Here is a 13458-nt window from a genome sequence, read left to right on the forward strand (position 1 = left end):
CTAAGGAAACATTCCTCTTCAGTTAATTACTCAGAAACCCAAATTATCTTGATTTCAAGTCTTCAAGATTATGCCTCTTATCCTGAATGACACTTGTACACAAAACATTAAGTTGAGGTACTACATGTTATAATTTGTAAGTATAGGGTTTTTCTACAATATTAAGTCTTGGATTGTTGATGAAATATTAGATTCTTGTATTATTATATTGAAAATTCACAAAATTTAAGGGATAATAGATGAAAAGGTAGATTATTACCTGAGTAGGAGGCGAGCTCCCGTTGAACTTCAAAGTTATTGCATTCTATAATGGCGCGACGGAAATTACTTTCGAGATGTCAAGCAGGGAAGAAGTCTTGTTTTGTGACTATTATGCCGCCAAATGCTTTGTGAATTCACTGAAGGAGCAACATACTTACCATCGATATCAATTTCAAATTGTTGATTTACAGGGTAAGCTCGTGCCCCCATCTAAGAAACAGGTTCATTCCATGGCTTTTATAGCAGAAAAGTAAAAATTCAAGACGATGAGCATTGTGCTCATCGTTTTTTATTTTTCTTTTTTCTTTTTCAGAGCTAGTAATCAATAGAGACAAAATAATGTAACATTTATGCTCTGCGTTTTTATCCAAATCTTGTTATGCTTGAAGGGAAATGGAAGGAAGGGTGAAGGTATGATGAGTGCTCGTTATTCTCGTCAAGAGCGTTTTAAGGAGATTGGTATAAGTGGTCAACAACAAATAAGAGATAAGCATGTTCTCATTGTAGGTGCAGGAGCTCTAGGAAGTTCAAATGCAGAAGCACTTGTTAGGGCAGGGATAGGTAAATTAACCATATTAGATCGTGATTATGTAGAGGAAAGTAATCTACAGAGGCAAACTCTTTACACAGAGCAGGATGCCAAACAGAGAATACCAAAAGCGATTGCTGCCAAACAACGTTTACATAAACTAAATAGTGATGTTGAAATCGAAAGTCATGTAACTGATATGAATGTTCAAAATGTACAATCCTTTATAGAAAAGGTAGACCTTATAATAGATGGAACTGATAATTTTGATACACGTTTTATGTTGAATGACATTGCTCAGTGGAAGGCTATTCCTTGGATATACGGTGCATGCGTTGGAAGTACGGGGACCATGATGACATTTATTCCTGGTGTTACTCCTTGCTTTCGATGTCTCTTAGAACACTTGCCTTCACATAATAGGACCTGTGATATCTCTGGTATTATTGGGCCCGCTGTTCAAATGGTGGTGGCGTATCAGGTTGCTGAGGCGTTGAAAATTCTAGTAGGTGATTTTAATGCAGCTAGGAAAAAGCTTGTGTATTTCGATTTATGGAACAATCAACATTATGAGATGGGACTAACACATGCCAAGAAATCAGATTGTCTATCTTGTGGGGAGGCACCTACTTTTCCGGCTCTATCGGAACAACATTCAACAAAGGTAGCCGTACTATGTGGTCGTAATACTATACAAATTCGACCACCGCGAACGAAAGAATTAAATTTTGATGAACTGGAACGTATTTTTCTACATGAAGGATTTCCTGTTTCCCAAAATCCTTATCTATTATCCGTTAAAACGGACCATAAACGGATGGTGTTTTTTAGGGATGGTAGAGTTTTTATTCATGGAACTAATGATATATCTGAAGCGAAAAATCTATACTATCGTTATTTAAGCTAGAGCAAGGAGAAATATCATGATCATAAACAACCGGTTCAAAATGATAGTAGTGCTAGGATTAATTATATTGATGGCTGCATGTAGCAGTAAGGAGGACTCCCATACAAGAGAGATCACTATATCTGCAGCAGCTAGTTTGAAAAAGCCATTAGAAATACTGGAAGAACAATATGAAAAAGAAAATCCTACGATTGAGCTCTTTTTTAATTACGGTGGTTCAGGTGCATTAAAAAACCAAATCCTACAAGGAGCCCCTGTGGACGTGTATATATCTGCGAATAAACGGAATGTACAAGAGTTAATAGATGAAGGGAAGATGAGCAAGGACACTATTGTTGAATTGTTATCTAATCACCTTGTTGTCATTATGTCTGAAAATGTAGAAGAAGTCGTGACCCTTAATGGTATAGCCGAAAGGGATATGAAATTTGCAATCGGTAACCCAGATACTGTACCTGCTGGAATGTATGCTAAAGAATCCCTAACAGCCTTAAATTTATGGGAGTCTTTAAAAAACCAGTTTGTGTATGCCAAAGATGTCCGACATGTTCTATCACTTGTCGAGCAAGGCTCTGTCATAGGGGGGATTGTCTATCAATCTGATGCTCAATCTTCCAATAAAGTGAAAGTCATAAATCGAATAAATCCAGACACATATTCCCGGATTACATATTCTATAGGCGTGATTGATGATTCTTCATACAAAAACTTAGGTAGTAATTTTGTTTCATTTTTATCAAGTTCTGAAGCTCAAGAAGTATTTGAAAATGCAGGTTTTGTGCCACGAAATCTTAAGTAATAGATGTAGGTGAGACTATGTATGAACAGTTTTGGCCACCAATTCAACTATCAATAATAGTCGCTTCCATTGCTACCTTTTTTGTAGTTGTTTTTGGGACGTTTTTAGGAAAACGATTAAGTTCTACAAATTTTAGAGGGAAAGTATTTCTTGATACAGCTTTAATGTTACCTATCGTATTGCCTCCATCTGTAATTGGCTTTATGTTAATCGTTCTCTTTGGTCAAAACAGTGTGATAGGAAGTGCAATAGAGGTACTATTTAATCAATCTATTCTTTTTACCTCAACAGCTGCCGTTATTGCTGCATCTGTTGTCGCTTTTCCTTTGATGTATCAAAGTGCCAAGGTGGGTTTTAGACAAATCAATCGTGATATTGAACAAGCTGCCCGGATTGATGGAGCAAATGAATTGCAGGTATTTGGACGAGTATCACTTCCACTAGCTAAACAAGCACTAGTTACAGGTGGACTGCTGAGTTTTACGAGAGCTTTTGGAGAGTTTGGTGCTACATTGATGTTTGCTGGGAACATTCCTGGAAAGACCCAAACGATTCCAACGGCTATTTATGTAGCAATGGAATCAGGTGAGATGAGAACAGCTTGGTTATATGTAGGGATAAGTATATTCATGTCTTTTTTATTACTTGGTTTAACGTATGTTATCCAATCAGAAAGCAATTAAGTTGGTCCCAAGCATTCTATTTGTGAACATTTTACATCTTGTTTGTGAACACTATTTGACATCATAAGAAAGTGTGACATTAGTCACATATGCAAACACCTTCCTTCTTTTACTATAAACGTAAGAAATCATTGGCCATGATGAATACAATCTACGTTTTAAAGAAGTAGGGAGGAATATAAATGGGCATTAAAAAATTGGAAGTGAGTTGGAATCCTGAAAATCAGGAATTTTGGGAGCGTGAGGGCAAGCAGCGAGCAAATCGAAATCTCTGGATCTCAGTAATGGCTCTTATGTTAGCATTTGTTGTGTGGCAAATATGGTCTGTAACAGCAGTAAGATTGAACCAAGTAGGATTTGCTTTTACACAAAGTGAATTATTTACACTTGCAGCTTTACCAGGCTTAGTAGGAGCAACACTTCGTATTTTCTTTACATTTATGCCTGGTATTGTAGGTGGACGAAATTGGACAGTAATTAGCACCGGGGCATTATTATTGCCTGCTATCGGAATTGGAATTGCAGTTCAAAACCCAGAAACACCATTTATTGTAATGGCATTATTAGCTGCCTTATGTGGAATTGGAGGAGGTAACTTCTCTTCTTCTATGGCAAACATTAGTCCCTTCTTTCCAAAGCACAAAAAGGGCACTGCAAATGGTATTAACGCTGGGTTAGGAAATCTTGGTGTTAGTGTAGTTCAATTTGTAACACCTATTATTATATTTGTACCTTGGTTAGGGATGCTTTTTGGTGGAGGCCAGGAATTAGCTGATGGCAATAATATATTTATTCAAAATGCTGCTTTCGTTTGGGTGTTGCCAATCTTATTTGTGACAATTCTAGCGTTCTTTGGAATGGATAACTTACCTGAAGCGAAACAATCATTTAAGCAACAATCAGCTATGTTTAAAGAGAAGCATACATGGATTATGGCTTGGTTATATACGATGTGCTTTGGATCTTTCATTGGATATTCTGCAGCGTTTCCGTTATTAATCAATTCCGAGTTCCCTGAAACAAATGCGGTAGCGTTAGCCTTCCTGGGACCATTAGTAGGAGCGGGTATTCGTCCAGTAGGTGGATGGCTTGCTGATAAATTAGGTAGTGGTGCAAAAGTTACTTTCTATGATATTGTGCTATTAATTGGGGCAACGGTAGGTGTGTTGTATTTCCTAAATGCAGGTAATGTAGTCGGTTTCGTTACAATGTTTATTGTACTTTTCTTTGCAACAGGCATTGCCAATGGTTCTACATTCAGGATGATTCCATTCATTTTCACAGGGGAAAAAGCCAATTTAGCTGCACCGATCTTAGGTTTCACAGCTGCTATTGCAGCTTACGGAGCATTTGTCATTCCAAAGGTGTTCGGATGGTCTTTATCTACATTCGGTACAGCAAACATAGCTTTATATTTATTCCTTGGGTACTATGCCATTAGTCTAGTAATTTGTTGGTTCTACTACTCTAGAAAAAATGCCAAAGTGAAATGTTAATAAAAGTATAAAGATATTTCCCCTCCATCGTTTGGAGGGGTTTTTGTATTATTAGATAATTAGCGGATTAGATGCTTATGAAAGAACAAGACGGCAGTGCTTTGTTCAATTAAACATTTTTTTAATTTTGACTGAAATTTCGCATGTGATTTTCCACAAAATACAGGTTAACTTACACACCAAAAAGCTCAGAGCAAAAAATCACTCTGAGCTTTTAGTCTATAAGAAAATCTAGCTTACTAACGTATTAAATTAATTTGTTCTATTTTCATTGACATTCTCTAATACTGTTACACGTTGGAAGTTTGGTTTGTCTTTACTAATACTTTTTTAGCCAAGTCTAAGAAGTGATCATGTAGGACTGTTCCTTCTTCATACAAAACAGGTGTTGTTCCGTCTGGATAAGGTGGTTCTATAGGTAAAGAACTAATTAATTCTGTATTTAATGTGTCAGCTAACGTTTCTCCTCCACCTTTACCAAATAGATAATATTGATCCTCTGTACCAGGTGGTGTGAAGAATGCCATATTTTCGACCACACCAATTATTTCATGATCAGTTTTGATGGCCATGGAACCTGCACGCTCTGCTACGTGTGTTGCAGCTTCATGAGGAGTCGTTACTACAATTTCCTTGCTTTGGGGAATAAGTTGATGCATATCTAGAGCAACGTCCCCAGTACCTGGTGGCAAGTCCAAAATCATATAATCAAGTTCTCCCCATTGAACATCACTCCAAAAATGATTGACCATTTTACCAAGCATAGGCCCTCTCCATACAACGGGTTCATTTCCTTTAATGAGGAATCCCATCGACATGACTTTAATTCCATGTGCTTCTACGGGTATAATTCGTTCATTTACTGTTTTCGGTCTAGCAGAGATGCCTAATAACTTAGGAACACTAAAACCGTATATGTCTAAATCGACAATAGCAACCTTTTTTCCTAGCTTTTTTAATGCTAAAGCAAGGTTAACGGATACGGTTGACTTACCAACGCCACCTTTACCACTTGTTACGGCAATGACTTCTCCTGAGAACATACTAACTCATCCTTCCTAATTCTCTTTTGTCCTATTGTATAAGGGAAGCTTCCAACAAGAAGTGATATCTATCACATTTTGTAATGGAATATTCACTGTTCACTTGATTGTCACGGTTAATGTAAAGTTCAATAGCTTTATTTGTGACAAAAAAACAACACCGATAAATCTATAAGTCAAAAAGTGATATTCATCACAGTTTAGTGATGGGGGAGACCTTTACAATAAAATTAATAACAAAGACGTCCAAGACAGCTTTATTCCGACAGGACAAAGGGGGAAAGGGAATGAGCAGTTTAGAAAGATCATTTTATTCCAAAACGAGTATGTATGCATTTTTTGTTGTGTTGATTCTATCTATCTCAGTATGGTTTTCGACAGGTCAGTTTAAGCATATGGATATGGCGTTATTAGGTTATTTATTATCCTCGATGATCTTTGCAATAGGCTTAACCATCCGGATGTGTGCTTGGTTATTACGTCCAGCTACACATAAGGTCATTCATAGAAGCTTTAAAAACTTACGAACACGTGAGAGAAAAAATAGAAACTTAAAATCCGTGTTCATTACGGCTATGGAAAATATCTTTTTACAAAAATTTATTTTCAAAAGAGGACTGTACCGAGGAATTCAACATTGGTTGATTTCATGGGGGTGTATTGGCTCATTTGCCATTACATTTGGATTAACTTTTGGTTGGATGCGTTTCGATCTAATCGACCCTGAAACATATCAAATTGTCGTGTTCAATGTACCGACGATGATTATGCCAGCACATGGCCTATTAGCAGAAATAATCTACAACGGCTTAAATATAACAGCTTCCTTGGTATTAATTGGGGTTTGTATGGCAATCTATCGACGAATTAAAGACAATGATGTGAAAGTTACGCAGCGATTTGAGTTTGATATTCTTCCTTTATATATTCTACTTGCTGTTACTGTAACAGGATTGTTTTTAACTGTTTCCTATGTATTGTTAGAGGGATTCATGCACCACTATCTAACATTGATTCATCAAGTAACAGTAGTCATTTTATTGATTTATTTTCCCTTTGGAAAGCTATTTCATTTACCAATTCGTCCACTTACAACAGCCGTTCCAATGAATTATCAAGAAAAAGTTCAAATCGATACAAGACCATGCCATAGCTGCGGGGCTATGTATAGTAATGATGATCAAATTAGTGATGTAAAAGGAATATTGGAGATTCAAGCTTTTGATTTGCAACTAGAGGATGGTACCTTTTTAGCTGATTATTGTCCAGCTTGCCGAAGAAGAATTCGGGTAATGAAGCAATTAAATCTTGGAGGACCTCAAGGAAATCCATTCCAGCCTATCGAAACGAGAAATGGGATACAAATGTCGGGATTTGGAAAAAAACGAAGTGAAGATTTTTATGAAGGCTCAAATGAAAGCGAACAAACAACGGTACATGGAGGGGATCAGTAATGAGTGATTTTGTCGCAAAAAAAGGCGTGAAGAATTTACAGCATAAAGATGAAAAACTAATTACAACGCACTGCTGTTATTGTGGAATGCAATGTGGGATGCATATTCGAGTGCACAAGCGTACAGGTGAGGTAAGAGGCGTAGAGCCACGTTATGATTGGCCAGTAACAATGGGCAAAATGTGCCCAAAAGGTGTTACAGCTTATCAAACCATTGAACATGAAGACCGTATTAAAAAGCCTCTTATTAAAAAGAATGGTAAGTTCGTAGAAGCATCATGGGAAGAGGCACTTGATTTAATCGAGAAGAACTACAAAGGCCTACAGTCTAAATACGGAAAAGATGCGTTGTCTGTTTTCGGCGGGGTTTCCATGACAAACGAGAAGTGTTATTTGGTAGGTAAATACGCGCGAGTAGCGTTAGGAACTAGATACATTGATTATAATGGTAGGTTTTGTATGAGTTCTGCTGCTGGGGGATTCATTAGAACATTTGGGGTAGATAGAGGATCAACCCTTCCATGGACTGAGCTTGAGCATAGTGATTGTTTCTTTATGGCTGGTTCGAACACAGCAGAATGTCATCCAACTAGTATTCAGTGGTTTTGGAAAGCAAAAGACAAAGGAGCAAAAATGATTGTCGTTGACCCTCGGGAAACTCCGACAGCGCGTGTTGCAGATGTTCATTTAGATTTGAAGCCTGGAACTGATTCGGCTCTAGCCAATGGAATGATGCATATTCTTGTGAAAGAGGGATACGTAGATGAAGCGTACGTTCAAGAGCGATGCAATAATTATGAACAACTCAAAGAACAAGTAGCACATTTCACTCCAGAATATACATCCGAAAAAACTGGAATCTCAATTGAAAAGATTCTAAAAGCTGCTCATATTTTCGGACGTTCCAAGCGTTCTGTTGTTATGTTCGCTCGAGGTGTTGAACAACAATCCAAAGGTGTAGATAACGTTGCCTTGTATTCTTCTATGTCTCTATTAAAAGGGCATATAGGGAAATTTGCTTCTGGAGTAGCAACTTTTACTGGTCAGGGAAATGGTCAAGGTGGTCGTGAACATGGACAAAAATCAGACTTATTACCAGGGTATCGTAAATTAACAGATCCAGAAGCAGTAAAATACATTTCAAGTGTGTGGGGCATTGATCCTGAAGAAATGCCAAAACCGGGAGTCTCTGCATATGAAATGTTTGATGAAATTCAAAAAGGCAATATTCGTGCGATGCATGTCATTTGCAGTAATCCAGCTGTTTCTGCACCGAATACTGAGTACATTTGGGATGGCTTTAAGAAGTTGGATTTCTTAGTTGTCAGTGACTTCTTCTTATCTGAAACAGCAGAATATGCTGACGTTGTACTTCCAGCTACTTCATGGGCTGAGGATGAAGGAACTACAACAAATATTGAAGGTAGAGTTATTCGTATCCGCAAAGTACGTGAACCATACGGGGATTCTAAAACAGACTGGCAAATTATGAGTGAGATTGCGAAACGTATGGGTAAAGAAAAGCATTTTGATTACAAAAATGTAAGTGAAATTTTCGAGGAATTCCGTTTAGCTACAAAAGGTGGTAAAGCCGACTATTACGGAGTCACATACGACAAGATTGACGAACAAGATGGGGTGTTTTGGCCTTGTCCTTCTGAGGATCATCCAGGTACACCAACCATGTTTAAAGAACGGTTTGCCACAGAAGATGGGAAAGCGAATCTAGCCATTGTGGATTGGCGTGAGCCAGGAGAAATTCCTACAGAGGATTACCCGCACATTTTAACAACAGGAAGAGTGGTGTATCACTACTTATCTGGAAACCAAACACGTCGAGTCAATTTTCTGATGGAACAGTGTCCACTTCCATATGTAGAGATGCATCCAGAGCTTGCAAGTCAATATAATTTCCAAGATGGGGACTTTTGTAAATTAACAACACGACGTTCTTCCATGACTGTCGAAGTGAAATTAACGAAAGCAATTCGAGAAGATACCGTATTTATTCCTTATCATTGGGGCAAAGAATTGTCCGTCAATCAATTAACAAACCCTTGTTTAGACCCTATTTCTCGCATGCCAGAGTTTAAAGTATGTGCCGTGAAGCTACAGAAGATAGCAGAATATGAGATGCCTTCTCCTATTTAGAGAAGGCAACCACTTTTAAGGAGGTCAAATCGTGAATAAAATTATGTATCTTGAATTTGAGCGTTGTATCGGCTGTCGATCTTGTCAAGCTGCCTGTAGAGAGTGTGGGGACCATGATGCCAAGGAGCGTAACTATGTAGAGTATGTAGATTTCATGGAAAGTCGCCAAACCTATCCAATGCTTTGTATGCAGTGTAAGGACCCTGCCTGTGCGCGTGTGTGTCCAGCAAATGCTATACAAATTACTGAGGAAGGTGTCGTCCTTTCTGCTATGGAAGAGAAATGTATCGGATGTCGAAATTGTACGTTCGGTTGTCCATTTGGTATTCCTAAGTTCGATTTTGAAGAAAACAAAATGTACAAATGTGACATGTGCTATGACCGATCTAAACATGATATTGCGCCGATGTGTGCATCTGTTTGCCCAAGTGATGCTATACGTTTTATTGATTATGATGAAATGATGCAACTTCGTCGTAAACGTACTCAAATGAATTTAATTGAAGGAAAAAAACCTCAAGAAGGAAACAAATGGGAGTACGTGCCTGAATTTTTTGGCGTTTATAGTGATTAATAAACGTTCACAGAAGATATCGGCATGTAAGGAGGATGAACAGAATGGTTGATGAAAAGAAAAATCAAAAACGAAATCAGCGCAAAGCAGACGACGATATGATTAATTTAGTTGATAACTTAAACAGAAGTGAAGATTTAAGATTCAATCGACGTGCATTTTTAAAATCAGCAGTAGGTGCTTCTCTTACTTTAGGCATTGCTACACTACCTTTTTCCATCAAAGCAATGATGGATGACGGGGAAGACGATTCAGAAAAATTAGAAATAGCAAAGCTTTCTGAACTACCAAAGGGAGAATCAATGGAGTTTCATTATCCAACAGATAGCGAACCTGCATTATTAGTTCATACTAAGAATGGGGAATTAAAAGCTTATAACAATAAATGTACTCATCTTCAGTGTCCAGTTTTTTATGAGAAGAAAGAAGAAGTATTATTATGCCCGTGTCATCGTGGTTTCTTTAACGTTAATTCAGGTCAACCAATGGCTGGACCTCCTCAGCGTGAATTACCGAAGATTTTGCTAGAGGTAAAAGGGGATGTCGTCTACGCTGTAGGGAGGGAAGTACGCCATGGGTAAAAAGACATGTTGGGTAGCTATATTATGTAGTATTTTCCTCAATGTGGTGATGCTTCAGTGGACGATAGAAGCTTTCTTTGGTAAAGAATTTGAACATGTTTATATGTACACAATAATCGCAATTGCTTCATCATTCATAGCTTTACTCTTCTATGGAAAGTGGCGGAAGCTTGATAAGCATGAGCGTGCGTAACGAGCTGACGGATGAGAGGAGTGAGACTAATGCTTCAAGCAACCTTGACTGATTGCAATAAGCACCATTTACAAGAAGCTTTACAAGATGAGAGTTTGAAGGCCACATCAAAGGGCTTTACTTTTGGAAAGGGAGGGCTATGCAATCTTTACCCAGATCTAGAAGAAAACAGGCTATTCATACAATTCCGAGGAGACCTAACGTTAGAACAATATCGTGCTATTCACCATCTTATTAAGTCTTTAAAAGATAGAACGAATGGAGTCTTAGATGAGTCTGAGTGTTTATTAGGATACTTAGGAAGTGGAGAAGGGGCTTATATTGTAACGAATTGGAATGAGTGGTCCACTTTTTTACTAAAAGCAAGTTTACGCACTTTAGAAGGGCAAAAAGTTAGAGTACTAGACAAGGGACAGGAAATTGGAAGCGGAATGCTTGCAGAATATGATATTTTTCAGAGTGACGGTGGAGGTTTTGTTTCCTCTTGTAAACTAATTACCTTGTTTGGTGAACGAACATTCAAAGGTGAGGCTCTTCAAATAGTACCAACAAATGAATGGTAGATAACTAGAAAATTAGGTGGGTTATAATGAACAACAAAGATATGTACAAACGACCATTACAAGATTTGCGAATATCGGTAATCGACCGGTGTAATTTTAGATGTACGTACTGTATGCCAGCAGAGATATTTGGTGTGGACCATGAATTTATGAATGAATGTGATTTGCTTTCTTTTGAGGAGATAGAAATGTTAGCTACTTCTTTTGCTCATTTAGGGGTGAAAAAGATCCGGATTACAGGTGGTGAGCCTTTACTTAGAAAAGACCTTGATCAGTTAATCAAAAAGCTAGTAAATATAGATGGAATAGAAGACATAGGTTTAACGACAAATGGTATTTATTTACCCAAGTATGCACAACAATTAAAGAAAGCCGGATTGAAACGGGTCAATATTAGCTTAGATGCAATTCACAATGATGTTTTTAAAGGAATAAATGGAAGAAATGTAGGGGTTAGTCCCGTACTAAAAGGAATAGATGCTGCAAAACGAGCAGGGCTAGGTGTGAAGCTAAACATGGTTGTCAAAAAAGGTATGAATGACCATCAAGTTATCCCAATGGCCAGTCATTTCAAAGATCAAGATATTTCCTTACGCTTTATTGAATATATGGATGTGGGAAATAGTAATGGTTGGGGTTTTCAACATGTAATGACAAAGAAAGAAATCTTAAATCAGCTAACACAACACTTTGATTTATCACCCGTAGATCCCAATTACTTCGGGGAAGTTGCTCAACGGTATAAATATCAAGATGCTATCGGAGAAATAGGATTTATTACATCGGTTTCTGAATCATTCTGTTCTAGTTGTACAAGAGCAAGGATTTCTGCAGACGGAAAATTATTCACATGCTTATTCGCTAATAAAGGGTATGATTTAAGAGACTTATTACAAGCCAACTCAACATCTCAAATCACAAATGAAATTCAGAAAATATGGAGTCGACGAGATGATCGATATTCCGACGATCGTAATGAAGCTAATACATCAAGGAAAAAAATCGAAATGTCCTATATAGGAGGTTGAAAACGTCACTGTTGTGTAGCAGAGGCGTTTTTTTGGGTTGACTAATATATAAAATGTTGGCTCTTGCAAAAAAACTAGGTGAAGAGGTTACGGCTAGCTCTCAGCGACTAGTAAACTACCTACTACCTGTGCTTCCGTAATATAAAAAAAACAGATTGCTTGAGTTTATGTTCTAATCAATCTCGCAGATATCAATAGGACAGTTCTCACAGCCAATAACATCTCTTAAATAGTCTAGGTTATGAATCGTAATCTTACCTTTTTGAATGCTGACAATTCCCTCTTTTTTCAAGTCACTTAACAAACGATTTACTACTTCACGGGAAGTACCGCAAAAACCGGCTAATTCTTGGTTTGTAAGGCGCATATCGATTAAAAATCCATTGGCCTTTTCTACACCGTAACTATTCACCATTCGAATAAGGGTTGAATAAAGCGCTCCTTTTTTACCGTATAATATTAAGTCTCGAAATTTAGTTTGGGTTCTTCGAAAATGATCGCTCATCCATTTCATAAACTCGATAGCCAGAGCGTTGTTATGAGAAAGTTTTTCCTCAAGTTCATCTTTTTTTATAACTCCGACTTCGCTACTTTCTATAGCTTTAGCACTTAACAAGTATTTAGCCCCTTCACTAAATAACGTTAATTCACCTACAATTTCGTTGATGCCACATATCCGTAAAGTAAGTTCTTTTCCCTCGGGGGTATTTTTACTTATTTGAATGCGACCAGATTTAACGATGTATAACTCATTTGCTAGTTGTCCTTCTTGAAATAAAAATGTGCCTTTGGGGACATACGTATGATGATTAACAGTACTTAGCAGTTCAGTTAAATCGTTCGATAATGTTTTAGAGGATGGTGCCATTCAAGCCCCTCCATTCATTTATTATTAACGTTGGTTATCGACTAAATTTTCTAAATCTTTCCTAATTATTATCATATCAACAATAACGACATTCTTCAATATAGTAAGTATCTCATTGCAGATTAGGGGCTTTAAGTATAAAGAACAGTTTATATAAATGAAGAAAGGTGGTTGTTATAATACATAAGCTTTACAAACTTTTTTATATTAGGCTGTGTAAAAGTTTGTTGTTGTTATATAAAGAGATAGTTTCATGTTCTTCCATAATAGCACCATTATATTGAAGACTTGGATTCGAGATATATTGGGGATGAGAGATGTTTCCGTTT

General features: G+C 37.4%; 14 protein-coding genes. 12 read left to right on the forward strand and 2 right to left on the reverse strand.

Annotated features, from left to right (window positions below):
• Positions 1–281 precede the first annotated feature (281 nt).
• The 5 genes from N782_RS19095 (at position 282) to N782_RS19115 (ending at position 4675) form a co-directional block, all read left to right on the forward strand.
• Complete coding sequence (locus N782_RS19095; protein ID WP_036824156.1) at positions 282–515, forward strand: hypothetical protein; 234 nt, start codon at positions 282–284, stop codon at positions 513–515.
• A 162-nt stretch (positions 516–677) separates the two neighbouring features.
• Entirely contained in the window at positions 678–1697 is a 1020-nt protein-coding gene (locus tag N782_RS19100; protein ID WP_036824184.1) for a MoeB/ThiF family adenylyltransferase, read from the forward strand.
• Positions 1698–1713: 16 nt separating this feature from the next.
• The gene (gene modA / locus N782_RS19105; RefSeq protein WP_036824158.1) at positions 1714–2496 is read left to right on the forward strand and encodes a molybdate ABC transporter substrate-binding protein; all 783 of its coding nucleotides are present in this window, start codon (positions 1714–1716) and stop codon (positions 2494–2496) included.
• A 17-nt stretch (positions 2497–2513) separates the two neighbouring features.
• The gene (gene modB, locus N782_RS19110; RefSeq protein ID WP_036824160.1) at positions 2514–3179 is read left to right on the forward strand and encodes a molybdate ABC transporter permease subunit; all 666 of its coding nucleotides are present in this window, start codon (positions 2514–2516) and stop codon (positions 3177–3179) included.
• Between the two features lie 182 nt (positions 3180–3361).
• A complete protein-coding gene (locus tag N782_RS19115; protein ID WP_084103168.1) occupies positions 3362–4675 on the forward strand; it encodes an MFS transporter in 1314 nt (437 codons plus the stop codon).
• A 290-nt stretch (positions 4676–4965) separates the two neighbouring features.
• Here the strand turns inward: N782_RS19115 and N782_RS19120 are convergent, their stop codons facing one another.
• Positions 4966–5718 carry an Mrp/NBP35 family ATP-binding protein gene (locus N782_RS19120; protein ID WP_052111452.1) on the reverse strand — a complete coding sequence of 251 codons (753 nt, stop codon included), beginning with the start codon at positions 5716–5718 and terminating at the stop codon, positions 4966–4968.
• 287 nt (positions 5719–6005) lie between these two features.
• On the opposite strand from N782_RS19120, the gene N782_RS19125 reads away from it, so the two are divergent.
• From N782_RS19125 to moaA, 7 genes are read left to right on the forward strand one after another with little or no spacing between them, the layout of a single operon-like run.
• Positions 6006–7172, forward strand: coding sequence for an MFS transporter (locus tag N782_RS19125; protein WP_036824162.1), 1167 nt, complete (start codon positions 6006–6008; stop codon positions 7170–7172).
• On the forward strand, positions 7172–9322 hold the full coding sequence (gene fdhF / locus N782_RS19130; protein ID WP_036824166.1) for a formate dehydrogenase subunit alpha: 2151 nt from the start codon (positions 7172–7174) through the stop codon (positions 9320–9322). The genes N782_RS19125 and fdhF overlap by 1 nt, the downstream gene beginning before the upstream one ends.
• A 31-nt stretch (positions 9323–9353) precedes the next feature.
• Positions 9354–9896, forward strand: a complete 543-nt coding sequence (locus N782_RS19135) for a 4Fe-4S dicluster domain-containing protein (protein ID WP_036824169.1) — start codon at positions 9354–9356, stop codon at positions 9894–9896.
• Between the two features lie 44 nt (positions 9897–9940).
• Entirely contained in the window at positions 9941–10477 is a 537-nt protein-coding gene (locus N782_RS19140; RefSeq protein ID WP_036824171.1) for a QcrA and Rieske domain-containing protein, read from the forward strand.
• Positions 10470–10670 carry a hypothetical protein gene (locus N782_RS19145; protein WP_036824173.1) on the forward strand — a complete coding sequence of 67 codons (201 nt, stop codon included), beginning with the start codon at positions 10470–10472 and terminating at the stop codon, positions 10668–10670. The genes N782_RS19140 and N782_RS19145 overlap by 8 nt, the downstream gene beginning before the upstream one ends.
• A gap of 29 nt (positions 10671–10699) precedes the next feature.
• A complete protein-coding gene (locus N782_RS19150) occupies positions 10700–11233 on the forward strand; it encodes a hypothetical protein (RefSeq protein WP_036824176.1) in 534 nt (177 codons plus the stop codon).
• Between the two features lie 26 nt (positions 11234–11259).
• The gene (moaA, locus tag N782_RS19155) at positions 11260–12261 is read left to right on the forward strand and encodes a GTP 3',8-cyclase MoaA (RefSeq protein WP_036824179.1); all 1002 of its coding nucleotides are present in this window, start codon (positions 11260–11262) and stop codon (positions 12259–12261) included.
• Between the two features lie 172 nt (positions 12262–12433).
• On the opposite strand, the gene N782_RS19160 is transcribed toward moaA, so the two are convergent.
• A complete protein-coding gene (locus N782_RS19160; protein ID WP_036824182.1) occupies positions 12434–13129 on the reverse strand; it encodes a Crp/Fnr family transcriptional regulator in 696 nt (231 codons plus the stop codon).
• Between the last annotated feature and the right edge of the window lie 329 nt (positions 13130–13458).

It is taken from the genome of Pontibacillus yanchengensis Y32, from assembly GCF_000770635.1.
Classification (GTDB): domain Bacteria; phylum Bacillota; class Bacilli; order Bacillales; family BH030062; genus Pontibacillus; species Pontibacillus yanchengensis.